The 23,992-nt window shown below is 58.9% G+C and carries 24 protein-coding genes and 1 pseudogene; 19 read left to right on the top strand and 6 right to left on the bottom strand.

Going from position 1 to position 23,992, the window contains the following annotated elements; all coding sequences use genetic code 11:
• Positions 1-123 precede the first annotated feature (123 nt).
• Positions 124-546 carry a GreA/GreB family elongation factor gene (locus tag C5L13_RS12010; RefSeq protein WP_105383507.1) on the bottom strand — a complete coding sequence of 141 codons (423 nt, stop codon included), beginning with the start codon at positions 544-546 and terminating at the stop codon, positions 124-126.
• Positions 547-1,250: 704 nt separating this feature from the next.
• On the opposite strand from C5L13_RS12010, the gene rnk reads away from it, so the two are divergent.
• A complete protein-coding gene (rnk, locus tag C5L13_RS12005; RefSeq protein WP_407070419.1) occupies positions 1,251-1,670 on the top strand; it encodes a nucleoside diphosphate kinase regulator in 420 nt (139 codons plus the stop codon).
• A 458-nt stretch (positions 1,671-2,128) separates the two neighbouring features.
• Positions 2,129-2,527, top strand: coding sequence for a helix-turn-helix transcriptional regulator (locus C5L13_RS12000; RefSeq protein WP_342588171.1), 399 nt, complete (start codon positions 2,129-2,131; stop codon positions 2,525-2,527).
• A 476-nt stretch (positions 2,528-3,003) separates the two neighbouring features.
• Here C5L13_RS12000 and C5L13_RS11995 read toward each other — a convergent pair whose 3' ends face one another.
• Positions 3,004-3,270 carry a helix-turn-helix domain-containing protein gene (locus C5L13_RS11995; protein WP_105383505.1) on the bottom strand — a complete coding sequence of 89 codons (267 nt, stop codon included), beginning with the start codon at positions 3,268-3,270 and terminating at the stop codon, positions 3,004-3,006.
• 152 nt (positions 3,271-3,422) lie between these two features.
• Here C5L13_RS11995 and C5L13_RS11990 point away from each other — a divergent pair, with 152 nt between their 5' ends.
• From C5L13_RS11990 to mnhG, 6 genes are read left to right on the top strand one after another with little or no spacing between them, the layout of a single operon-like run.
• The gene (locus C5L13_RS11990; RefSeq protein ID WP_105383504.1) at positions 3,423-6,314 is read left to right on the top strand and encodes a monovalent cation/H+ antiporter subunit A; all 2,892 of its coding nucleotides are present in this window, start codon (positions 3,423-3,425) and stop codon (positions 6,312-6,314) included.
• The gene (locus C5L13_RS11985) at positions 6,314-6,652 is read left to right on the top strand and encodes a Na+/H+ antiporter subunit C (protein WP_105383503.1); all 339 of its coding nucleotides are present in this window, start codon (positions 6,314-6,316) and stop codon (positions 6,650-6,652) included. The genes C5L13_RS11990 and C5L13_RS11985 overlap by 1 nt, the downstream gene beginning before the upstream one ends.
• On the top strand, positions 6,649-8,271 hold the full coding sequence (locus C5L13_RS11980) for a monovalent cation/H+ antiporter subunit D (protein WP_105383502.1): 1,623 nt from the start codon (positions 6,649-6,651) through the stop codon (positions 8,269-8,271). The genes C5L13_RS11985 and C5L13_RS11980 overlap by 4 nt, the downstream gene beginning before the upstream one ends.
• Before the next feature lies 1 nt (position 8,272).
• Positions 8,273-8,749 carry a Na+/H+ antiporter subunit E gene (locus C5L13_RS11975; protein ID WP_105383501.1) on the top strand — a complete coding sequence of 159 codons (477 nt, stop codon included), beginning with the start codon at positions 8,273-8,275 and terminating at the stop codon, positions 8,747-8,749.
• A complete protein-coding gene (locus tag C5L13_RS11970) occupies positions 8,746-9,027 on the top strand; it encodes a K+/H+ antiporter subunit F (protein ID WP_105383500.1) in 282 nt (93 codons plus the stop codon). The genes C5L13_RS11975 and C5L13_RS11970 overlap by 4 nt, the downstream gene beginning before the upstream one ends.
• A complete protein-coding gene (gene mnhG / locus C5L13_RS11965) occupies positions 9,027-9,386 on the top strand; it encodes a monovalent cation/H(+) antiporter subunit G (RefSeq protein ID WP_170117257.1) in 360 nt (119 codons plus the stop codon). The genes C5L13_RS11970 and mnhG overlap by 1 nt, the downstream gene beginning before the upstream one ends.
• Positions 9,387-9,492: 106 nt before the next feature.
• Here the strand turns inward: mnhG and C5L13_RS11960 are convergent, their stop codons facing one another.
• Both C5L13_RS11960 and C5L13_RS11955 read right to left on the bottom strand, forming a co-directional pair.
• Entirely contained in the window at positions 9,493-10,392 is a 900-nt protein-coding gene (locus C5L13_RS11960; RefSeq protein WP_105383498.1) for a universal stress protein, read from the bottom strand.
• Positions 10,393-11,022: 630 nt separating this feature from the next.
• Positions 11,023-11,328, bottom strand: coding sequence for a helix-turn-helix domain-containing protein (locus C5L13_RS11955; RefSeq protein WP_105383497.1), 306 nt, complete (start codon positions 11,326-11,328; stop codon positions 11,023-11,025).
• A 233-nt stretch (positions 11,329-11,561) separates the two neighbouring features.
• On the opposite strand from C5L13_RS11955, the gene C5L13_RS11950 reads away from it, so the two are divergent.
• The 7 genes from C5L13_RS11950 (at position 11,562) to C5L13_RS11920 (ending at position 16,502) form a co-directional block, all read left to right on the top strand.
• Complete coding sequence (locus tag C5L13_RS11950) at positions 11,562-11,987, top strand: DUF2231 domain-containing protein (RefSeq protein ID WP_105383496.1); 426 nt, start codon at positions 11,562-11,564, stop codon at positions 11,985-11,987.
• Between the two features lie 4 nt (positions 11,988-11,991).
• A complete protein-coding gene (locus C5L13_RS11945) occupies positions 11,992-13,293 on the top strand; it encodes a PQQ-dependent sugar dehydrogenase (RefSeq protein ID WP_105383580.1) in 1,302 nt (433 codons plus the stop codon).
• A 132-nt stretch (positions 13,294-13,425) separates the two neighbouring features.
• Positions 13,426-13,998 (top strand): NADPH-dependent FMN reductase, encoded by a 573-nt coding sequence (locus tag C5L13_RS11940; RefSeq protein WP_105383495.1) that lies wholly within the window; start codon positions 13,426-13,428, stop codon positions 13,996-13,998.
• A 175-nt stretch (positions 13,999-14,173) separates the two neighbouring features.
• Positions 14,174-14,770: a PTS sugar transporter subunit IIA gene (locus C5L13_RS11935; protein WP_342588170.1), complete on the top strand. Its 597-nt coding sequence runs from the start codon at positions 14,174-14,176 to the stop codon at positions 14,768-14,770.
• A 111-nt stretch (positions 14,771-14,881) separates the two neighbouring features.
• Positions 14,882-15,601 carry an RNA polymerase sigma factor gene (locus tag C5L13_RS11930; protein ID WP_105383493.1) on the top strand — a complete coding sequence of 240 codons (720 nt, stop codon included), beginning with the start codon at positions 14,882-14,884 and terminating at the stop codon, positions 15,599-15,601.
• Between the two features lie 53 nt (positions 15,602-15,654).
• Entirely contained in the window at positions 15,655-16,176 is a 522-nt protein-coding gene (locus tag C5L13_RS11925) for a DUF4142 domain-containing protein (RefSeq protein WP_105383492.1), read from the top strand.
• A complete protein-coding gene (locus C5L13_RS11920; RefSeq protein ID WP_105383491.1) occupies positions 16,173-16,502 on the top strand; it encodes a cupredoxin domain-containing protein in 330 nt (109 codons plus the stop codon). The genes C5L13_RS11925 and C5L13_RS11920 overlap by 4 nt, the downstream gene beginning before the upstream one ends.
• Before the next feature lie 135 nt (positions 16,503-16,637).
• Here the strand turns inward: C5L13_RS11920 and C5L13_RS11915 are convergent, their stop codons facing one another.
• Entirely contained in the window at positions 16,638-17,282 is a 645-nt protein-coding gene (locus C5L13_RS11915; RefSeq protein WP_105383490.1) for a hydrolase, read from the bottom strand.
• A gap of 154 nt (positions 17,283-17,436) precedes the next feature.
• Between C5L13_RS11915 and C5L13_RS11910 the strand changes: the two genes are divergently transcribed.
• The 4 genes from C5L13_RS11910 (at position 17,437) to C5L13_RS11895 (ending at position 21,893) form a co-directional block, all read left to right on the top strand.
• Complete coding sequence (locus tag C5L13_RS11910) at positions 17,437-18,330, top strand: LysR family transcriptional regulator (RefSeq protein WP_105383489.1); 894 nt, start codon at positions 17,437-17,439, stop codon at positions 18,328-18,330.
• Between the two features lie 174 nt (positions 18,331-18,504).
• The gene (locus C5L13_RS11905; protein ID WP_105383488.1) at positions 18,505-19,440 is read left to right on the top strand and encodes a pirin family protein; all 936 of its coding nucleotides are present in this window, start codon (positions 18,505-18,507) and stop codon (positions 19,438-19,440) included.
• A 99-nt stretch (positions 19,441-19,539) separates the two neighbouring features.
• Positions 19,540-20,793 (top strand): DUF5996 family protein, encoded by a 1,254-nt coding sequence (locus C5L13_RS11900; protein WP_105383487.1) that lies wholly within the window; start codon positions 19,540-19,542, stop codon positions 20,791-20,793.
• Between the two features lie 359 nt (positions 20,794-21,152).
• Positions 21,153-21,893: an SDR family NAD(P)-dependent oxidoreductase gene (locus C5L13_RS11895; protein WP_105383579.1), complete on the top strand. Its 741-nt coding sequence runs from the start codon at positions 21,153-21,155 to the stop codon at positions 21,891-21,893.
• A 438-nt stretch (positions 21,894-22,331) separates the two neighbouring features.
• Here C5L13_RS11895 and C5L13_RS11890 read toward each other — a convergent pair.
• Positions 22,332-23,555 (bottom strand): annotated as a pseudogene (locus C5L13_RS11890) (ATP-binding protein).
• Positions 23,556-23,992: the final 437 nt, after the last annotated feature.

The raw sequence follows: 23,992 nt of genomic DNA, 5'->3' as shown, positions 1-23,992 counted from the left end.
ACCACGATGGGCGACACAGGGCTACGGGCCTGCGGTGAGGCAACCTCCCCGGTGTTTTCTGTGTCTGCGGTTGCGCAATATCATTGCTGTCCTCAAGACGATGATGCTGATGTCCGACGAGGACTAAAGCGGGAGGTCGGCAAATTGTCTGTCGACAACGCGAACCACAATCAGTTCATTGCGCTGACCGTCTCGCGAGAACCATTGGCTGCACTGTCCCTGACGAAGGCCGAGCAGCGCAACTCCGATGGGAGTCAGCACGGATATCCGTGCCGCCTCGACATCGATCTCATCCGGATAGACGAGAGTTATGGCGCGGCGGGATGCGCCTTCGGCATCGAAGGTAACGGTGGAACCAATCCGGGCTGCATCGTGCGGAGATTGTCCATCGGGCACGACAATGCTCTTCTCGAGCTTGTCGACCAGCTCGGCTGCGACATCGAAGTCCTTTGTCAAGGCAGCATAGGCTAAGTCGATGAGCGACGAGTAATCCGATGCTCCGATAACGGATATCTGATGCTGCGAAGAGGAAATATTGTTTGACATTGCTCGCGATACCTCCGGTACAAGCATGGCGGTGCCATGCAATGCAATCCCTGTTCTGGAAAGGATTGTCGCGCCGTCAGCCATCGTGCTGACCGCATTCACCCAGGATCCGGCAGGCGACGAGGCCGGATCCGGGTTACGATCCTGCGATCGGGCAGACCCGGAAGGCTGCGATCGGGAGTATGTCGCGATTTGTCAACATGGCCATAAGATTGCCATCGGGGACTTAAAAGTCAAGCCATCCGGCCGGGTGCACCAGGTGTGGCGCGCCGCCGCACCCGATACGAATGTTCCTTTCCCTAGCTCCAATGAGATCCCGCCAAGGGCGTCCGTCGCTTCAGCGACGCGGACAAAGCCCCATATTGGTATTGGCTCCCAGGACATGGTCGCATGGGTTCCGTATTCGTCGGCCGTCTCGGCGGCCGGTCGTGGTTGACGGTTTGATTGAGGGCTTCTTGTGTGCGGCTTGACTTCCTCTTCGGACATGGCATCATTTAAATACCATGACGAAGATTGCGAATTTCCATTCCTGTCGTCTCCGCGGAGAGTGTTCTATCGCAGAACACTAGCCCAGGGTCTTTCGCCGTTGTCGCGCACCTGAACCCTGGGATCGTCATACCGTCAACGCTGGTTCCGCGCGACTCAATCACCACGGCATAACTCCGACCCAGCGTGGCTCAAGGCTGCGCGAAGAGGCATGAAAAATGGAAATGGACTCAACCCAAGGCACCAAGCCGTCAATCATCGTGCGCCAAACGGAGCACTCGCGTCTCACGTCCCTTGCCCTGGCGGCGCCCGGTCGCGACCTCGACGTCGCCGACGAGTTGCTTAGCGAACTCGAACGGGCGTCGGTCGTGGTCGACGTTGATTTTCCGGGGGAAGTCGTCGGAATTGGATCCACCGTCTCCTACGAGACGGAAAGCGGGCAGACCCGGACCGTTACACTTTGCTATCCTGGCGACGCTGACATCGAGCAATCAATGGTGAGCGTGATGACACCCATCGGAGTAGCCCTTCTCGGGCTCTCGCCTGGGCAGTCCATCAACTGGAGCGGCCGAGACGGGCACGTTCACAGGCTGACGGTCACCTGCGTCGAAGCCTTCACGCCTTCTCGCGCAGCCTGACGACCACAGGGACATCGCCCCAGTCACTCTCTCGAAGCAGAGACTGTGCTCGCCTCGTATCAGCGAAAGCCGCCGAGTGCGGCGGAATGTCTCCGGCGCTTGTCCCAGATATCAGAGGACCTATCTACACGTCATGAACCAGGCAGAGCTGATATCCGCATTGGGTAGCAAAACTCAAGCACATGTCTCCACCCGGGGCGGTGGACAGCAGTAGCTCTTCCACGCTCTGGGCAAAACACGATCTTTTCAAAAGTAGGTCTTGTTCACCGGACCCATCCGGCAGAGGAGCTTGGATATGATGCCCGTCAGCAACAGATATTGTTGTCGTGATTGTTTCCGCAGGTTGCCACGCGCAGCCACGCGATGCCCCTGGTGCGCTCACCCGCCTGCCACCCAAACGGCGGGAGCAATCTCTCCTACCCTCCCATCTACCCTATCGTCGATAAAGGAGGACCGGAATGGAGCGCTCAGATAACATGCGCGATCTTCCAGCGTTGAAGGGCTCCGTCGCCGATGCCCCGTTAGATGGTGCGGCGGCTGCGGACGACGGTCGTCGTGACGACCCGACCTTGACTGGTCTTCCGGCGCTCTCTCCTGCACTGTGCCGTGCCGCCCGTGGGGCGCTGGCGTGGACTCAAGAGGAGTTGGCCGACCGTTCGGCTATATCCCGGTCAACGATACGGGACTTCGAGGGCGGCAAGCGCGCCATCCCCCGGCAAACTGCCTTCCAGATCTGTTCGGCGTTCGAAAAGGAGGGGCTTGTGTTGATGCATCTTCCGGGCATCGGCCTCGGCATCTGGGCTTTCGAATGCCCCGAGCCACTTTCAGAGGCTATGCTTCTCAAGACTCTTTTCTAACCATTAACGTCAGGCTGCACATCCTTCGGAATGTGGTGCACTTCACGGCGCAATATTTCGGGACATAGGTATCGTTCTCCTTGCCGCTCGCCTTGGTGTCCATTCTCGGCGGCGTTCTTCGTCTGGAAATTCGTGAAGGAGAGTCGGTCTGGACAACGGATCTTCGCCACCGTCGGAGGTCTCATTGGAGGTCCTGTCATCGTCAGACCCGGCTTAGGGATAGTCGATCCGAGGGCTGGTCTGGTTCTGGCCGCGGCTGCGGGCTACAGGCTCTCCCTGAATGGGCGTGGCGGGGACTTGTTGAAGCGGTTCCCTCCGCAAAGGGGCGAGCCGCCCTCTGGAGGGGTCAAGATCAAAGCTCTAATAAACCGCACAGGTTGCGCGATCATCGCGACTGCCGCCGGCCAGGCAAGTCGCACGCCTTATAGAGACGGACCCAGGGCGCTTAGACACTAGGTCGGCAAACATGGGTTCGGCTATCCGGACGACGCACCGCTCGCGCTACAGAGCCCCGTACCGCAGCCCTGAACGTTAAGGAACATAACGCCTCCTTGTGTGAGGGCCATGAGTAGCTGCGCCTCGGTCGCGCGATGCAGTCCGTGGCGCTCCCCCTCGAAGTCCCGGATGGTGCTGCGGGAGACTAACGAGCGCGCGGCCAGATCCTCCTGGGTCCAATCGAGCAACCCGCGAGCGGCGCGACATAATGCCGGGGTGAGGCTGACTTCTTCTGTGGCACGACCCATATCACTGATATATCCCATAATGGGCGAAACTCAACCCAGGGCCTTGAAAGCACCCCGAAGAGATTCGGAAGGCTTACAGCAGTTTAGATCGGTGCCTGGAGAGATCAGGAGAAGTAGCAATTGGGATAAATACCGCGTCAACCATACCCCTAATGGTAGTGATCCTGCCGTTTGTTGGAAGTTTGCTGACGGCATTTTTGCTTCGCACCAACTCCAGGCTCCTGCCTGCCTCGATTGCTGGCTTCGTGGCTGCAACTGTCGTGCTCATGACAGCCGCTCTTTATCCATCTGTCGCCAACGGAGGCGTTGTCCGGTTCGAGATCGAGTGGCTGCCCCAGCTAGGCGTCAACCTGAACCTTCGGGTAGATGGTTTCGCTTGGTTGTTCGCAATGTTGGTTGGGATCATCGGGGTCCTGGTTGTGCTGTACGCGCGCTACTACATGTCCGAAGAGGGCCCCGTACCTCGGTTCTTCTCCTTTCTCCTGGCATTCATGGGATCGATGTTGGGGATCGTTTTTTCCGGCAACGTCATCCTGCTCTCCGTCTTCTGGGAACTTACAAGCCTTACGTCGTTCCTGTTGATCAGCTACTGGAATCAGAACCCGGCAGCCCGCGATGGCGCCCGCATGGCTCTGACCGTAACCGCAACCGGTGGCTTTTGCTTGCTGGTCGGGTTGGTGATCCTCGGAAACATCGCAGGCAGCTATGATCTCGATGTTATCCTCTCATCGGCAGAAGCGATCACGGCTCATCCGCTCTATCTGACCTGCCTGATCTTGATTCTGCTCGGCGCATTTACAAAGAGCGCGCAGTTCCCGTTTCATTTCTGGCTGCCGAACGCGATGGCAGCTCCCACGCCTGTTTCGGCCTATCTTCATTCCGCGACAATGGTCAAGGCAGGCGTGTTCCTTCTGGCACGCCTCTCGCCAGCGCTTTCTGGAACCTATGAATGGTTTATGCTTGTCGGCCTCGCAGGCGTATCAACCCTTCTTCTCGGGTCCTATTTTGCTATGTTCCAGCAGGACCTGAAGGGCCTGTTGGCATTTTCCACGATCAGCCATCTTGGGCTGATCACCACGCTCCTGAGCTTGGGAAGTCCGGTTGCCACGGTTGCGGCGATCTTCCATATGGTCAACCACGCCACCTTCAAGGCCTCTCTGTTCATGGCGGCAGGGATCATCGATCACGAGACCGGTACAAGGGACATGCGCCGGCTCAGTGGATTGTTGCGATATCTGCCAATCACCGGTCGGCTTGCCATGGTCGCCAGCGCCGCCATGGCGGGCGTCCCGCTCCTGAATGGCTTCCTCTCCAAGGAGATGTTCTTCGCGGAGGCCGTCGAGACGCATGCCAATTCATGGCTGGATACGGCGACACCCTATCTGGCCGTGATCGCAAGTGCCTTCAGTGTCGCCTATTCACTCAGGTTCATTCACTCAGTGTTCTTTGGGCCGCCGCCCATGGGTCTTCCCAACCAGGCTCCCCAGGAGCCGCCCCATTGGATGCGTTTTCCAATAGATTTCCTGGTCATCGCCTGTTTGGTTGTCGGTATATTTCCGAACTTCACCATCGGCCCTTTCCTGCACGCTGCTGCCGTCAGTGTCCTCGGCCAGTCCACGCCGCAATACAGCCTCTCGGTCTGGCACGGTTTCAACGTCCCGCTGCTCATGAGCCTGGTCGCGATGACAACTGGATGCGCAATCTATGTGGGCTTTCGGTCATATTTTTCGCGCTGCGAAGGCACGCCCGTGTTTCGGCACTTGGCCGGCCAACGGATCTTCGAACGAGTTCTCGTGACCTTATCATGGCGCTGGGCGAGAAGCCTGGAGAGCCGACTTGGGACACGGAGCCTGCAACCACAGCTTAGATGGATTACATTCCTCGGCTTCCTAGCCGCTTTTTTGCCGCTCTACCTCGCGGGATTTCAGTCGCGGATGCTATCTCCCTCCGACCTCGATGCCGCTTTTCTCGGAATCTGGACAATCGGCTGCTGCTTGGCGATCGGAACGGCCTATCTCGCTAAATACCACCGCTTGGCAGCGCTCGTCATGCTGGGTGGCGTCGGACTGATCGTTTGCATTACCTTTCTATGGCTTTCCGCGCCGGATCTCGCCCTGACCCAGTTGCTGGTCGAAATCGTGACTACTGTCCTGATTCTTCTCGGCCTGCGATGGCTGCCGAAACGCGTCGGGGACCTTAAGGACGAGATGACTTTTCGTGCGCGGTTCCGACGATTCCGCGACTTCGTGCTTGCCGCCGCCTGTGGTGTCGGGATGGCCTTCATCTCCTACGCTGTGATGACGATGACCGTACCGGATACGATCGCCAACTTCTTTCTAAACAATGCCTATACACAGGGCGGCGGCCGCAACGTTGTGAATGTGATCCTCGTCGACTTCCGGGGCTTCGACACCCTTGGAGAGATTACCGTTCTCGGCATTGTTGCCCTCACCGTATACGCCCTCCTGCGCCGCTTCCGTCCCGCCCCCGACAGCCTGGCTGCGCCCGAACAGCAACAGGTCCAAGCGCTTTTCGACGAGCAACAGCCAGATCGTGACGCCGGTGACACAGTGCGCGACTATCTGTTGGTACCCTCGGTCATCATGCAATGGCTGTTTCCGGTGGTCATTACGTTGGCGGTCTATATCTTCATCCGCGGCCACGACCTGCCAGGCGGCGGTTTCTCTGCAGGCTTGACGATGTCGATCGCATTTCTGCTGCAATACCTGGCAGGGGGCACACGCTGGGCCGAGGACCGTATCCGTGTGCTACCCCTGCGTTGGATGGCGTCTGGCCTAATCACAGCAGGAGGGACAGGCATCGGAGCGTGGCTGTTCGGATATCCGTTCCTGACCTCACATTCCCGCTATCTGGACCTCCCCTTGATCGGAAAGGTGCCGGCGGCTACGGCGATGATCTTCGATCTTGGCGTGTTCCTCCTGGTCGTGGGCTCCACCGTTCTCATTCTCGTGGCACTCGCTCATCAGTCCATCCGGATCAATCGAATTCGGGCCATGGACGAAGCTAAAGAAGGAGCGCCTTGATGGAACTCGTACTGTCTGCAGCGATCGGCTTCATGACAGCCTGCGGCGTCTGGCTGCTCCTTCGTCCGAGAACCTATCAGGTGATCGTCGGGCTCTCTCTTTTGTCTTATGCCGTCAACCTGTTCATCTTCGGTGTGGGAGGTGTCAAGTCGGACGAGCCTCCCCTCCTCACGGAAGGTGCGTCGGTTGCATTGCTGGCCGATCCCGTTCCACAAGCGCTTGTGCTCACGGCGATCGTCATAGGTTTTGCGACAACCGCTTTGTTCCTCGTGGTCCTGCTTGCTTCCCGTGGGCTCACCGGTAGCGACCATGTCGACGGAAGGAGCGACCCCAGATGATCGCATGGCCGCAGCACCTCATCGTTCTCCCGATCCTGATCCCCCTCATTGCCGGTGCTGGCCTTCTGTTCATTCCTGACCGACAACGATCCGTGAAGGCGATGGTCAGTCTGGCGGCGACCATAGCTCTGGGCGCGGTCTCCCTCCTGCTGATGGCGGCATCGGGAGAAAGCAGATTTGGAGCCGTCTATTTGGTCGGCAACTGGGCTGCGCCCTTCGGCATCGTTCTCGTGCTTGATCGCTTATCTGCCCTCATGGTGGTCCTGACGGCACTCCTCGCAGTCCCGGTCCTGTCGTTTGCACTGGCACGCTGGCACTCCGCCGGCGCACATTTCCACAGTCTTTATCAGTTTCTATTGATGGGTCTGAACGGCGCCTTCCTGACAGGTGATCTGTTCAACTTGTTCGTCTTTTTCGAGGTGATGCTGGCGGCGTCCTATGGACTGATCCTGCATGGCTCCGGCCCACTTCGGGTCAAGGCCGGCATGCACTACATCGCAATTAACCTCGCCGCCGCCCTTCTGTTTCTGATCGGTGTCAGCCTCATCTACGGGACGACCGGGACGCTGAACATGGCCGACCTTGCAGAACGTCTCCCAACGATCGAGCCCGACCGACGCCTACTGATGGAAGCCGGGGCCGCGGTGCTTGGCGTCGCCTTTCTTGTCAAGGCCGGGATGTGGCCCCTCTGCTTCTGGCTTCCGAGCGCCTACAGTGTGGCTGCAGCCCCGGTGGCTGCAATTCTCACGTTGATGAGCAAGGTGGGCATCTACATCATCATCCGCCTAACGTTGCTGCTCTTTGCCGAAGGACCGTCGGCTGGATTTGGCTCCGGCGTGCTCCTCTATGGCGGCCTGGCTACATTGGCCTTCGGAACGATAGGTGTTTTGGCGTCGCAGGCATTAGGGCGAATTGGTGCCTATTCGGTGCTTGTCTCGTCGGGCACCCTTTTGGCAATCACCGGATTGCATGATGAAGCTGCGACCTCGGGAGCACTTCTCTACCTTCTCAGTTCTACCCTGACACTGGGGGCGTTCTTCATGCTGGTTGAGCTGGTCGAAAGAGGCCAGGATGCCGGGGCTTCAGTTCTGGCGGTGACAATGGAACTCTACGGCGATGCAGACAACGAGGTGCCCGAAGAGGGTCAGGGAACCACAATGCCCGCAACACTTGCGGTGTTAGGTATCTGTTTTGCTTCCTGCGCGATCCTTCTGTCTGGCCTTCCCCCCCTGTCAGGCTTCGTCGCCAAGTTCGTCATGCTGTCCGCGTTGATCGGCACCGGGTCAGTTGGATCGTCGCCGACCGGAGGCGCGCTGATATTCGTCACCCTGGTCATCCTCGGTGGCTTAGCCACGCTCATTGCGCTGACGCGCGCCGGGATCCGCGCGTTCTGGAGCTCGATCGAGGGAACTGTGCCGCGAGTCCTGGTCATGGAGATCGTCCCGATAATGCTGCTCCTGACCATAACTGCTACGTTAACTGTCAAAGCCGGGCCAGCACTTGCCTACGCTGATGCAGCCGTGCGCTCGATTGTCGATCCAGGTATCTACATCAAGGCTGTCCAAGGCGTGGCTCCCCAAAAATCGCGGCGAGACCACACTGCAGCTCCGGGAGAGTGACATGTTGCCTTACCCGCTCTTGACGGTCTTCTTGCTGGTGATGTGGCTCCTGCTCAACCGCTTCACACTCGGGCACGTGCTGCTTGGTGGCATGGTCGCGGTCTGCTCGAGCTGGGCGATGGCGGCCTTGCGACCGGACAAGCCGAAGCTGCGCAGATGGTACCTCCTGCCGAAACTTTTCGGCGTGGTGATGCTGGATATCATCCGCTCCAACATTGCCGTCAGCCGCGTCATTCTACAGGGGCGAGCCAAGGAGCATCGATCCGCATTTATCAATGTTCCACTTGAACTGAGGGATCCTACTGCTCTGGCAATCCTGTCTATCATCGTGACGGGGACTCCAGGCTCTGCCTGGTTGGAATACGACTCGCGCAACAGCTCTGTGCTCCTGCATGTGCTTGATCTCGTCGATGATGACGAGTGGCGCGATCTTCTTAAGAATCGTTACGAAAAGCTGTTGCTGGAGATTTTCTCATGAGCGCGATCATCTTATTCACCGCCGTCAGCGTCGCCCAACTGATGTTGACGACAGCGATGGCGATTTCGTCAGTGCGCATGTTCTATGGTCCCCGCGCCCAGGATCGGATTGTCGGACTCGATGCGCTCTACGTGAACTCAATGCTGCTGCTTGTCACTTTCGGCATTGGCACCGGCAAGACTGTCTATTTCGAGGCCGCTTTGGTCATCGGATTGATTGGCTTCGTTTCCAGTGTTTCCTTGGCAAAGTTCCTAATGCGCGGGGAGGTGATCGAGTGATCTATTCCGCCGCAGATATCCCCGTATGGATGGCAGTGGTTGTCGCGTTTTTCGTACTTGCTGGGGCCGCATTAGCCCTAATCGGAGCGATCGGTTTCTTACGTCTGCCGACATTCTACGAACGTATCCACGCGCCTACGCTTGCTACGAGTTGGGGAACGGGCGGCATCATGTGTGCTTCGATCCTGTTCTTCAGCGTGGCTGGCGGTCGCCTGGTAGCCCACGAAGTGCTGATCGGAGTGTTCATCACTGTCACCACTCCCGTGACGTTCATGCTGCTTGCCCGGGCGGCGCTCCATCGCGACAGGTTCGAAAACAATCCCAAGGTGCCGCGGCGAACCGGTCCTGTCAAACTGTAGTTTGGATGCTGGTGCGGCGACGCGAGGTCGCCGCAACCGCTCTTGCTCGACGCTCGCGCGCCGGACGACGGGAACCGACCGGCGGTAGCACGGAGTACGGGCGGGATCAACGGAGGCTGCTTGGCACCACCAGCACATCGCTTCGGATCTCATTCATTATCCGAGATGCCACGCTGCCAAGCAGCATGTTCATCATTCCTGAGCGCGCATGAGTTCCGGTGATGACAAGATCGACGTCTCCCTCATCAACTAACAATTGCAGAGCTTCCACCACGTCGCCACATTTGACGTTGATCTCGAACCTATCGGGCACGCGCGCGCCAATAGTCTCGGTTATGAATCGAGCGCATTCGTCGATGGCGAACGTTTCGGCCTGTCGAACGTAATCCGCCTTCTCGTCCGCCCACATTCTATAAGGCGGGTCAAACGCGTGGAACAACCCGTGCTGCGCGTCCGAGAACCAATGAAGGGCGACCTGCAGTGCAGGTCTGGATGACGCGGTAAGGTCAGAGGCCAGCAGCATTCGCGCACCGGTGTCCATGACCCTTTTCTTTACCACAAGCACCGGAACAGGGGACAACCGCGCCAAGGCGCTCACAGTGTTGTCAAATGGCAGCGCGCAGGGGATCTTGCTCCCTGTGAGGCCGGTGACGATCAGATCCGCACGCTCTCTCGTGGCCAATGTCTGAACGACCGTTGCCGGTAAACCTTTTTCGACATGAACGGACGAGCGGAGGCCCTCGATCCCCGCGAACTCTTCCCGCAGGCGAGCCATGTTTCGACGCGCAGCACGCCGATAAGCAAAGCGGGATCGCGAGTCTGCCATCAGGCGGACATCGTCGATCGCATGGACGGCGGTGAGACTGGCATTCCATTCGAGTGCAAGTTGCACCGCCCGGTCCTGAGCACGATCACATCGTGCCGTAAAATCGGTGGCAAGCACAATATGCCGGGGAGGTCGGTGAACGATGGCTTCGCTCCCCATGTCCCGTGAAAGGTTCAACATGTTTCCATTCCTATGATCTGAGACACGGCGGCCTATTCCTAGAGGTCCGACGCGTCAGCGGCAGGCGTGCGCCTCCGCAGGCCACGTTTTCCGCGAGATCGCAGATCAACTGGAATTCCAGGATGTAACTTACGACTTCGCGATCCGTCGCACACAACAGCAGAGCTAGTTGATAGCACCCAGGACCCGGGAGCGACAAACCGGGTCCGGGTCTAGTGCTCTGCGAGAGAGCAGATCCGGAAGGAAGAGTGAGGGAATGTGTCGCTGATCTTCATAGTGCCCACATCCTCGCCCGCGAGCACCACTAAGTCAAGTCGAGCGCGCCACGCGCGAAATCCGAGAATACGGGGTGCCGTAGCAGGCAGCCTACCCGCATATTATATTCGAACCAGCCGTAAAAAACGCCGCTCCGGTGGTCTATTGGCTCCAGCGGAGGAAGTGCAATGCGCCGCCCAAGGCTATCCTATCTGAGAGGCCCAACCTACACCGGCGACGGTGCGTCTCTCAAGGGAAGGCGGCGTGAAGATGAAATGAGCGAGCGCCAGCGCGAAGCTCCCGGACCTCGCCGCGGCGCAATGCCCTTGATCATGTGCGCAGCCTTCGTCGGTGCAGAGAACACCTGGCCTTTGCTCAGGGGACATCATCCGAGCCGACGATCCCACCTTCGCCTTCGAGAATGGAAATCCTTCTCGTCGAAGCACCGTCGAACTTGAGACGCACACCCACCCCTCCGCCGTCTTTGCTTTCATCGAGGAACACTGCTCCGGCCATCTCGAGGGTCGCTTGAATCCTCGTGATGGTTGTCGGATCGGGTTTCTCCACTCGGTGTTCAAAAGCCTCAACAACGGAGACGTCGATGTCCGACAGCTTCGCAAGGGTCTCCCTCGATATCTCGACGAGTGCCCGCGCGGCGCGACATTGAGCGGGGGTGATCATTGATACCTCCAGTCCCTTCATCCTGTGAGCGAGGCACCATATCCGGTTTCATAAATGGTTCCGAGTCCCCTACTCCTTTGTTGGTGCCTTGCGACACATCGCGCGCAAGATTTGGCTATGTTTGCTCCGGGGCTGTCACAATTGCTTACCTTTCCTGCTCACTGGATTATTCGCCGCACCGCCCTACAATCCATGTGATCAATCGCGAACAGACGCGTGCGAGGTTGAGAGACATGACCGTCAGATCCACCCGATCATATGCTCCACCGCTCCATCCCCTCCACGCTGTCTTGCTCGCCTTTTCATTCCCTCTCTTCCTTGGAGCGCTTGCGAGCGACCTGACCTACTTTCAGACATACCAGGTTCAATGGGCAAACTTCTCCTCCTGGCTGATCGCGGGAGCATTGTTGGGGAGCGCCTTCGCCCTAGTGTGGGCACTGGCTGACATGATCCGCTATCGTGCCACCCGGGCGCTGAAACTGTCGGTCTACTTCGTCTTGCTGCTTGTTATGTGGATACTTGGCTTCGTCAACGCCCTGGTTCACGCCAAGGATGCCTGGGCCACGATGCCGGCAGGCTTGTATCTTTCCATTGTTACCGCCGCGCTCGCACTTGTCGCGACGTTGACAGGCCACGCACGAACTCGCGCTCGCAGGTGATGTGATGCGGATCTTTCTCGTCGTTACCTGCACAGGACTTTTGGCAAGCTGCAGCAAGGATCCTCAGGCATTGCAATACGGGGCCAGTCCGGATTTGCCGGCACCTCAGCGTGGGCTCCTACCTGACATGAAAATAGCCCTGCCGGCGGCGTGGGACGGCGAGCTTCCAACGGTGCCACCTGGCTACGAGATCAAGCCGATCGCCACGGATCTTGCCGTACCGCGCCAAACCCTGGTCCTCCCTAATGGCGACATTCTTGTAGCCGAAGGTTCCGGCGGCGGCGCGCCTTCATTGCGACCAAAGGACCTCATCGCGAATTACATTAAAGGCCTCGGCAAGACAGACGTCAGCGGCGGCAACCGCTTGACGCTGCTACGCGACATGGACGGTGACGGTACCTACGAAGTGCGTCGCATCTTCGCCAACGAACTGAATGCACCGTACGGCTTGGCTTTTGTCAACGGCGTCATCTACGTGGCAAACCAGGACGCGCTAGTCCGCTTCGATTATGCAGGCGGACAAATACAGGCGGGCGCGCCTCCGGTCAAAGTCACCGATCTTCCCTCGGCGATCAATCACCACTGGACCAAGGCAATGACTGCCAGCGCCGACGGCCGCTTCCTCTTTGTCGGGATTGGATCGAACAGCAACATTACCGAGCGCGGGATGGATGCAGAGGTCGATCGTGCCGTAGTGTGGCAGGTTGAGGCGCGATCTGGAGCGCATCGGTCGTATGCCACTGGCCTTCGCAACCCGACCGCCCTCGCCATTCAGCCTGGCACCGAGCAGCTCTGGGCTGCGGTAAACGAGCGCGACGAGATTGGTCCGAACCTCGTCCCCGACTATCTTACGTCGGTGAAGGAAAATGGCTTCTATGGGTGGCCCTACAGTTACTGGGGACAGAATATCGACCCGCGCGCCCAGCCCCAAGACCCGGAGAAGGTAGCATCTGCCCTCGTTCCCGACTACAGCCTCGGATCGCACGTAGCAGCGCTCGGCCTTGCGTTTTCTACCCCTGCAATGGGCCCCGAATTCTCCGACGGAGTATTTATCGGTGAACACGGAAGCTGGAACCGCACTCCACCTGTCGGGTACAAGGTGATCTTCGTTCCGTTTCGCGACGGTAAGCCCGCCGGCGAGCCAATGGATTTTGCCACCGGCTTCCTGACGGAAGACGGCAAGGCGCGCGGTCGACCGGTGGGTGTGACCGTGGACCCTCGGGGGGCGGTTATAGTTGCCGACGATATGGCAAACACCGTGTGGCGGATCACGCCTAATCGGCAGAACCTCTCTTCCTTACGGTGAGCGGAGGTCGGTCTAGGACGGGCCTACGTCTGTTGCAGTCTTGGTTACGCAGCCCACTGCGTTCTGTGCGGCTCGCTCCCCGCGAATCGCTTTTAGATAAACCCTTGCGTTGACAGCCAGTAGGAGGACCAAATGTCGGAATTTACTGTCGGTTACTTCGTGGGAAGCCTTGCGAAAAACTCCATCAACCGAAAGCTGGCCAAAGCTCTCGTCCGGCTTGCGCCGGCGGAACTGCAGATGCGTGAGATACCCTTTGGCGATCTTCCGCTATACAGCTATGACTATGACAGTAACTACCCACAAATCGCCAAAGATTTCAAAGCCGCAATCGCCGATGTGGACGCCGTCCTATTCGTCACGCCGGAATACAACCGCTCCATCCCTGGCGGATTGAAGAATGCCATTGACTGGGCGAGCCGGCCGTACGGACAGAACGCCTTCACGAGAAAACCTTCCGCGATCATCGGAACCTCTCCGGGAGCAATCGGTACGGCTGTTGGGCAGCAGCATCTAAAGAGCATTCTCAGCTTCTGCAACTCGCCCATGATGAATGCGGTTGAGGCATATATCCAGTTCAAGCCGGATCTGATCTCGGACAATGGTGATGTAAGTGTCGAGGGGACGGCAGAGTTTCTCCGTGACTACATGCTCGAATTCCGCGACTTTATTCGGCGAGTGCTTACTGTTTATCCTCGTTCCACCTGAAATCATCAGCAGGCCGGAGCAGCTTGATTTCGGTCAAGTCGTCACTATTTCTATATTATGATGAAACTTCCGACGCTCTATCTCCGAAGAGAGCCTCAGCGCCTCAAAGCAGGCGCTTAGCCCGGACGCACGACAGCCGTTGCGTCCGGGGCCGGTAGTATTTCGGCCCATTCAAATGACATGTCGGGCAAAGACAGCGACCGAGCCTTGGCTCGCGACCGCGTTTGTCCGCATGGAGGCCATGATGATCTCCGAAATTCCTCCGGCAGGAGCCATTTGGCTTGACCTAAGGACAAAGGGCAAGCACTCCGCTCTATCGAAAATCGCCATTAAAATGGCGCCGCGATCCAAACTCGACCAGAAGACACTCCTCCACGCTCTTTTGCGACGTGAGTGTTCCGGCTCGACAGGTGTCGGGCGGGGCATTGCTATCCCGCACGCCTTGCTCGATATTCCATCACCCTTGGCGTCATTTTCCCGCTTGGAACCGCCCATAGATTTTGACGGGCCGGACGACGATGCCGTCGATCTCGTTTACACGCTGCTCTGGCCACGAGGTGCCGGTTTCTCGTTCCTTCCAGCTCTTTCAAAAGTGTGCAGGACACTTCGGGCACCCTGGATTCGAGAAGGGCTCCGGCAGGCTCAGTCGGCCGACGAGGTGAGGTTTATGCTCGGCTGCGACCCGCGCCGGCCCCCTTCCCCAAGTCCTGTGTTTGTCAAGCCGGACTTAGGACTGTCACCTGTCGGCCGCAGGGCGGATTCTGGTCTGTAGCAAAGGACGGCGGTAGGGGCGAAGCAACTTGATTGATCCCGCGGCGACAGAGGGAAAGGCGGGAACCTTTTGGTGGAGCCGGCATCAACGGATATCGAAAGGAGGATGCTGATGTCAGCTTTGCGAAATAATCTCCGTCCCGTCGTCGCCGAAGAGGAAGCAAGCCTCGTTCGCCGGGCAACCGGCGGCGAGACGGACGCCATCCGGAATATCATCCGGTCCAATAAACAACGTCTTTATCGGCTCGTGCGAGCCGTAGTCCGGAACAATGCAGATGCCGAGGACGTGTTGCAAGAGACGTATTTGCGGGCCTTTGCCAGCCTCGACACATTTCAGGGAGAAGCCGGATTATCGACATGGCTGTCGCGCATCGCGCTCAACGCTGCTTTGATGCGTCTGCGGGCGCAGAAGCGGCTGAAACGTGCCGCCTTTATAATAGCGCCGGCGGAGGCTGAAATCGTGCCTTTCCCGCTTGGCTCTTCCAGCGCTGATCCGGAGCGAGTCATCGCACAGCGACAGCTTCTTGACCTTGTCGAGGAGGCGACCGACGCGCTTCCTGAAACCTTCCGCCTGGTCTTCGTCGCCCGGGTTATTGAGGGTCTGAGCGTCGAAGAGACGGCCGCAGCATTGGCGCTACCACCGGCCACGGTGAAGACGCGACTCCACCGCGCCCGAAAGCTCATCCGCACCCGGCTCGAAGCACAGATTGGTCCTGTGTTGATGAACGCCTTCCCCTTTGCCGGCGCGCGCTGCGAGCGGCTGACGGAAACCGTCATAGCAATGCTCCAACGAGCGGAATCGCGGGAACCCGGACGGGAGACTGGCATCTAATCCTGCGTCAACAGTAACAGGCGTGCGGTCGATCCGGCGCCGAGGAGAACCCGATGAAAACCGTTATTGCCGTGCTCGGCGCAACCTGCCTCTCTCTTGCCGCTCAGGTTGCAAGTGCAGCTGACAAACCGACTGATCCGCAGATCGCCCATATAGCCTACAGCGCCGGCGTCATCGACGTGGAAGCGGCCAAACTTGCACTTTCGAAAACTCAAAACCCTGCCGTCAAGGCGTTTGCGGAATCTATGCAGAAAGACCACACCACCGTCAACGAAATGGCTCTGAAACTCGCTAAGAAGCTGAACGTCACTCCGGAGAATAACACCACCAGCCAAGCGCTTACCGACGCGGCTGACGAGAAACGCGCGGAACTTGCCAAGCTAGACGGCGTCACCTTCGATAAGGCTTATATCGCGAGTGAAATCGCTTACCACAAGCAAGTCAATGACGCGCTTGCAACTCTGCTGATCCCATCTGCTGAGAATGGTGACCTGAAGCGCTTGCTGGAAACCGGCCTAAAGCTCTTTCAGGGGCACCAGCAGCATGCGGAGCATGTCGCGGCTGACCTGAAATGACGGCTCTCCTTAACCGCAGGCAGCTTCTCGCGGCAGGCGCCACCTTGCTCGCGGGCAACTCCCCAACCCGCGCCCATGACGGCACGGTCCATGTGGTAATCGAAAAACTGGCCTTCCTGCCGGCCGATATCGAGGTAAAGGCCGGCCAAATCATCGAGTGGACCAACAAGGATGCCTTCGCCCACACTGCGACGGTAAAAAGCAGCTGGGAGGTCCTTATCCCCCCAAAAGAAGTGGCGACGCATGTGGCGGCTGCCGGCGACAGCGTCGACTACTACTGTCGATTTCATCCCAATATGAAGGGGAAGATAACGGTGTTGGTCTAGTCAGCGTAGCTGTCCGGCTTGGCATCCGGCAGCTACGACCGCCTCGTCCTTCGACAGCCTGGAATCCGGGGGCTTTGACCCCGACAACCGGATCGATTCCGGCCCTCACCGAAATGCTCGCCGCGCCGGCGGGGATCAGCCAGCCACTGGCGTGTTGAGAAGCTGCTGCTCCCAAAGATACGCGATGCCGCTGCCGCCGAAGTGCTGGATGAGAATCTCGGTCAGCGCCTCGACATGCTGGGTACGTGCCCAATCGCGTTGCCATTCGCCGGCCAGCGCCATCGCGGTCATCACGTTCGCGCCGGCTGCGATCATTCGCTGGATGGCAACTTCGTGAGACTCCTTCGAAATCCCGCCCGACGCGTCGGTGATCACGCTCACGTCCCAGCCTTCACCGGCGGCCTGGATCACAGGCATTGCGACGCAAACCTCGGTCCACAGGCCGGCGATGATCAGCTGCTTGCGGCCGGTCGCCTTGACGACGTTCACCACGGTCTCGTCCTGCCAAGTGTTCACCCAGGTGCGATCGATGACTTCCTGGTCCGGAAATACGTCGGTGATTTGCTTAAAGAGATGACCACCGCGCGCCGCGATCACGCTCGTGAGAATGGTCGGAACATTGAAGGCTTTTGCTAGCTTCGCCAGCGCGGTCGTGTTGTTGACCACCATGTGCGGATCATGGCTGTTGAGATTTGCGAGCTGGTAGGGCTGATGGTCGATCAGAACGAGGACTGAATCTTCGGGACGAAGAAGAGAATCGAGGCCGTTACGGAGGGTCATCAAGACTTCCTTTCTCTGCCGCCATGGATGGCGATGGGTTCAAGAGAGGCACACGTCCGCGGGAGACGTTGGCAGAATGCAATTTACCGTTCCGCCTGATGGTGCAATAGTGTCAAAGTCAGGCAAGCTGTGTCGCGGAGCGGGGAACGCTGGAATGGACATCGAAGATCTGCAGACATTCGTGGCAGTGGCCGATGCAGGAGGCGTATCGGCGGCCGCTCGCCGGCTCGGCGTCTCCAAATCGATCGTCAGCCGGCGTCTCTTTCGGATTGAAGCCGAGCTTGGCGTCCAACTCCTTGCGCGGACGACGCGGGGCGCCGCACTCACGGAAGCGGGAATCACGTTCAGGGACCATTCGGCCCGGGCCACCGCCGAGATCGACGCCGCCAGAGAAGCGATCCTTCCGAGCGGTGATCTCCGCGGCCGCCTGCGGGTTGCCATGCCGCTTACTTTCGGCCCGACCCACTTCGCCCCCGTGCTTGCTGAAATGGCGCGCCAGCACCCAAAGCTCCACATCCATACCTACTACAGTGATCGTTTCGTCGATCTCATCGCCGAAGGTTTCGATTGCGCGATCCGGGCTGGCTACCTTCAGGATTCCAATTTGATCGCGAAGCGCGTCGGGCCGTTCCATGGCAAGCTTGTCGCAAGCCCGGCCTATATCGAGGCGCACGGTTCACCTGAGACGCCAGACGACCTTGTTACCCATCAGGCCCTCATGCAGGGAACAGAAACCTGGCAATTCATGGATGGCAGCAGGATTGTCACGGTTCAGCCGCAGGGCAGGTTCAAGGCCGACAACGCTATGGCACTTGCGGCCGCGGCGGCGGCAGGCCTCGGCATCGCCTGGCTCCCCGATTGCATCATACATGACTATGTGGCCTCCGGCGCGCTCGTTCCGATCATGACACGCTATCCGGTACCGGCAGCAGGTGCGTATGTCGTCCGTCCGCCGGGCCAGTATCCCGCGCGGAAAGTGTCAGTGCTAACCGAGATGCTGACTGAGCATTTCAAACTGAATCCAGATATTTGGGGTCTCGACCCCTAGGACACGAACGGTACGAAGCCTGGTCTATGACCTTCGCTGGACGTTGGCACTACTTCGGCGACATGGCCCGCACGTTCCACTTCCTGCGACACAGCTTGACGTGTCGTGGGGCTAGCTCGACGGGCCGTCGCGCGTCAGTTTCAGCATTCCGGAAGCTAGGAGAGGATCGCGTGCATGAGTTGGAACCCGGCAATCGAACCCGGCTCCGCCGATGAGGTGGACATCGACGGGATCGAGACACTCATCATTCCGCGATCCCGCGACCTGGGTGACTTCGAAGTCCATCGCGCCTTACCGGCGCCGAAGCGGCAGATGGTCGGCCCATTTATCTTCTTCGACCAGGCCGGACCTGCCGAGTTCCTGACTGGACAAGGCGTTGACGTCCGGCCGCATCCGCATACAGGTCTGGGCACCGTCACCTACCTGTTTCGCGGTGACTTCCATCATCGGGACAGCACAGGTGCCGACCAGATCATCCGCCCGGGCGAATTGAACTGGATGGTCGCCGGGCGCGGCGTGACGCATTCGGAGCGCACGTCGGCGACGGCCCGGAGCGGTCCGAACAGCCTGTTCGGTATCCAGACCTGGCTAGCGCTGCCCGATGCGCAAGAGGACATGGCGCCATTGTTTGAGCACTATGGCAAAGGATCGCTTCCGATGATCGAGGATAGCGGCGTCTCGGTGCGGCTTATCCTCGGTAACGCCTACGGCAAGAACGCGCCCGCGAGGATGCTGTCCGAGACGTTTTATGCCGATGTGACATTGGAAGCGGGATGTCGATTGCCGATGCCGGACGATCACGAGGACAGAGGCATCTACATCGTCGACGGCTCCATTTCGATCGCCGGGCAGGAATACGAGGAAACTCGGATGATGGTCTTCCGGCCCGGCGACAAGATCACTGTCGCCGCCGGCGACCGAGGCGCGCGGCTAATGATCCTCGGCGGCGCGACCTTTTCAGGCCCCCGTTACATCTGGTGGAACTTCGTCGCCTCATCCAAGGAGCGCATCGAAGAGGCCAAGGCCGAATGGCGCGCCGGAAACTGGGGCAAGGGCCGCTTCGATTTGCCAGTCGGCGACCGGAATGAGTACATTCCGCTGCCGGACTGAGTGAAAACGATGGAATGATCGGGCGGTCGCAATTCAAGCGACCTGGGCCACAGGAATCGCTCCCGTACAGAGCAGATTCCGGATGGAGAAAAAAGCCAAATGAGCAACAAGTGGCCTCACCTTGACTACCTCAGCTGGCGTGAGAGTTGTTCAGCTCTGCACCTCTACTTGCAGGTCGCCGGCAAATACCGGCTAGCGCATACGCCGTGGCTGAACCATTCGTGGAACGCGACCTTCTATGTCACGCCGAACGGGCTGGCATCCTCGCCGGTCCCCGACGGCCCAGGCATCGAGATCTTGTTCGATCTTCGAGAGCACAGGGTCGTGGGCACCTGCGGCAACGGGAGCAAGGCGTCGTTCGCACTCGAGCCGATGACCGTCGCGGTGTTCCACGCCAGTTTCGCGGACTTAATTTCGAAGCTCGGCGGGACGCCGACCTTCAACGGACAACCCAACGAGGTCCCCAACCCGGTACCCTTTGCCGAAGATCATCGCGACCGGCCCTACGACCGCGACGCCGTTCATCGCTTCCATCAGGCGCTGATCGCGGTCGACAAGGTCTTCAATCGGTTCCGCACCTCCTTCCTCGGCAAATCCAGTCCTGTTCATCTGTTCTGGGGCGCTCTCGACTTGGCCGTCACCCGGTTTTCAGGACGGCGCGCGCCGCTCCACCCCGGCGGTATTCCCGCCTTGCCGGACGACGTGGCTCAGGAGGCCTATGACCGCGAGGTTTCGTCGGCGGGCTTCTGGCCGGGCGGCGGTGGCATCGACTATCCTGCCTTTTACGCCTACGCCTATCCGGCGCCGAACGGTTACCGGGCAGCAATGGCCCGGCCCGACGCCGCATTCTGGCACGACAGTCTGTCTGAGTTCATCCTTCCCTACGATGCCGTGCAGTCAGCGGCCGATCCCGACGAAACCCTGATGGCTTTCCTCGTCTCGGCCTACGAGGCTGCCGCCGAGCTGGGTGACTGGGACCGCGATCTTCTGGAATGTGCGCATGGACAGCCTCGTAAGGTTCGCCGCCCGGACGCGGCGCTTGCGATGGATGCGCCTTCAGCCGGTGACGAAGCGGTGGAGCGGGAGGATGGGGGATCGAAAGGGCGTTATCGACTGATCATCGACGGCGTCGAGGCAGAGATGACCTATAGCCGGGCCGGCGAAGGATTGATCATCATCGATCACACGGAAGTTCCTGCGGGCTTGCGTGGCCGCAAGGTTGGTGAGCGACTGGTGAGACAGGCGGTCGAGGATGCCCGCAGCGACGGGATCACCATCATGCCGCTATGTCCATTCGCAAAAGCTCAAATCGCTCGTCATCCGGAATGGCAGGACGTGCTTCGTCGGTCATAGGAGCGTGGCTGTCTGCCGGAACATCCAACATCACGGCGACGACTGTGTTCGGCGTTGGCGAGGTTGGTGGCCGCGACCGAGGAAAGCGTAAGCCGAAACCGGCATTGCCGTTCGCAAAATGCCCGGCGTGGACTGGTCAGTGGCATCGGACCGCGCATCACTCCGGAAGGTGGTCGCGTTGTTCGGTTTGGGAAGCCATCGGCCTGCGTTCCCCCTTTCGCAACACAGCTCGGCATTTCTCGACACTGAAAGAAACAGATCCCAAACACCAAATTCTCGATCAGGCCTTTGACCGCCTGCCGCGTCTCACGCGAATCGCGTGGGCGCCTGAACCGACAATGACAAAAGAGGACAAACATATGATTGATCTGAATGGGAAGCGCGCATTGGTTACTGGAGCTTCGCGGGGCATCGGAGCCGCAATCGCATTAGCGCTGGCAGAGAACGGTGCTGACGTCGCGTTCACGTACCAGCGCTCGGCCAAAAAAGCTGAAGCGGTGGCCAAATCCATCGAGAGCACAGGCCGTCGCGCAGTCGCCATCCAAGCCGACAGCGCCGCCCCGGAAGCCATCGTGCGCTCTGTGAGCCAAGCTGTCTCGGCGCTCGGTGGCCTCGACATTCTCGTCAACAGCGCGGCTATCGGCCACTTTGGAACGATCGCCGACATCGACGTGAATGACTATCAGGCCGTGATGGATGTCAACGTGCGAGCGCCGGTGCTGTTTGCGAAAGCGGTGATCCCGCATCTCACCGAAGGAGGACGCATCATCACGATCGGTTCGGCGTTGGCGGAGCGGGTCCCGTTCCCAGGCATAACGGCTTATGCGATGTCCAAGGCGGCACTTACCTCTTTCACACGCGGTCTTTCGCGCGAACTCGGCCCGAAGGGTATTACCGTGAACCTTGTTCAGCCCGGGGCGACCAACACGGATGCAAATCCGGCGGATGGGGAGGCTGCCGATTTGCAGCGAAGCCTGACGTCGCTGGGACGCTACGCCGAGCCGCGCGAAGTCGCGAACGCAGTGGTCTTTCTGGCAAGTCCCGCCGCGAGCGTGATTACGGGCGCCATCTTGACCGCCGACGGGGGCGCAATCGCCTGAACCTACTCAACGTTCGCCAGCAGGCCAATCGCCTGCTGCAAGTTGCATCGGGCACAGCGTCGTCGAGAACTGCATGTGCCAAACCGGCCCTGCTCGTCGTATTGAGGCCCGGCGCGGCCGGGCCATCGCCATGGACGCGCGCAAAGGGGCGCGGTCTTCGTTCTGGAGACCCTAACGTCGGATTACCGGCGAAAGGAAAGTTTGTCTGATCGTCCAAGTTGAGGGCGCAAAGCCGACGTTCAGGGAGCGAATCTTCCATCTGTGATCGGGGTGCCATTGCGAAGGTGGGCGATGTTCGCCTTGATGGGAGTAGAACCTGCGACCCCGTCATTCTACATCTTGCTTGCAGTCGACGGGAATGAAACGGGAGGTCCATTTTTTAGCGGGCGAAGTTTCAAGAATGCTCGAGGCTGGAGACTGAAGCTAAATTCCTACGCGCTAACGCCACAATGCCGAAATTGGCACGGCGTGCATGCGCTCCCCGAACGGGACCACCTTGTCGTGGTCGTACAGGACCATGCCTGAAACGAACCGCTCTCCACATGCTTCGGCCAACATTCGCAATCCGGAAAAATCGGAAGTCGAGACGGATGCTGCCGCTTTTATCTCGATACCGACAACCCTCCCTCTTCTGACTTCGATGACGATATCGACTTCGTTCTGCTGCTTGTCGCGAAAGTGTGAAAACTCAAAGCGGGTATGTTCGCTGCTGGCGAGTTTAAGAATCTCGCCGAAAACGAAAGTTTCCAGCAACGCTCCGGACGGCCCCCTGTCACCCCGGAGTCTCTCGAGAGAGAGGTCGCGAAGGGAGGCGAGAAGACCAGAATCGAGGAAATGTAATTTCGGCGTCTTGGTCAGGCGTTTCAGTTTGTTGGAAAACCAGGGCTGGATCGTTCTGGCGAGGAAGAGGCTTTCGAATATGGCAACGTATTTTTGCGTGATGACGTGGTTCATCCCGATGGCGGCGCCGATTCCGGATTAGTTCACGAGTTGTCCCGAATGTTCCGCCAGAATGCGTAGTAGGCGCGGCATCTGCGCGATCTGCTCGATTTGCGCTACATCGCGAACGTCGCGTTGAATGATCGCTCGGATATAATCCCCATACCAGTCCTGTCTGCGGTTCAAGGTTTTGCGAGCCAATGCCTCCGGATATCCACCTGCCAGAACTGCAGCCACTAGGTCGTCACCGACGATTGGTTGTCCGGGTTTAGCTTCGTTTCGGAAGGCGTCGACCAAAAAGCTTCCACCGGCCGTTCTGATCTCGCTTTGAGCGAGCGGCAGCAATCGGACGACCTCCATACGCCCTGCGAGCGAGTCTGCGACGCGTGGCAGCGTCATGAGATTGGCTGAACCTGTCAGGAGGAAGCGCCCTGGACGCTCGTCGGTATCCACGCTTTCCTTGATCGCCAACAACAGCTCGGGAGCGCGCTGAATTTCATCGAGAATGGCGCGATCCATTCCTCTTACAAAGCCAACTGGATCCCGTCGCGCGGCACTGAGCGTCGTCGCATTGTCCAGCGTGTAATACTCCATCCCCTCGTTGGCCATCTTCTTCGCCAAAGTTGTCTTTCCGGATTGTCGGGGACCCACGATCAGCACGACTCGCGTGTCTGACATGGCGTCGGCAACGCGTTGCTCAACGAGCCTTGGATACAGCGGCATAGCTTCATTCTTTGATAACCGGTTGAAACTATGAGGGTGACCGATTGAAAGTCAAGGAATGTCTAGCTGAAATCCGTATGGCGACTGATTGAAAACATAACCAAACTAGTTGGACGCCAGATTGCGGCATAGAGGGAGGTGTGGGGTCACGCAGGCACTGCTGAACCTTCGCTCATTGGCACCGGAACTGGCTTAGCTGATGCTCAGCGTAGGGGGTATCCGGAGCGAAGCGAAAACAAAACTGTGCATCTTTCCATCACACCGCCAAGCCGACCAGCTTTTGACAACTGGAAGGAAGCCAAGCTCTTGAACCATTTTACTGTGCCTGTGGTCACGATAAACTCGTTCAAAGCATGATTGATCAACCGCGCAGCCGAGGCAACGCGGATGATGCTAGCGACGTTTTTGAAAGGAAGGTTCGTTCAAAGCGCGGTGCC

This window comes from Neorhizobium alkalisoli, from assembly GCF_002968635.1.
GTDB lineage: Bacteria > Pseudomonadota > Alphaproteobacteria > Rhizobiales > Rhizobiaceae > Neorhizobium > Neorhizobium alkalisoli.
This window is presented reverse-complemented; position numbering and strand designations above follow the sequence as displayed.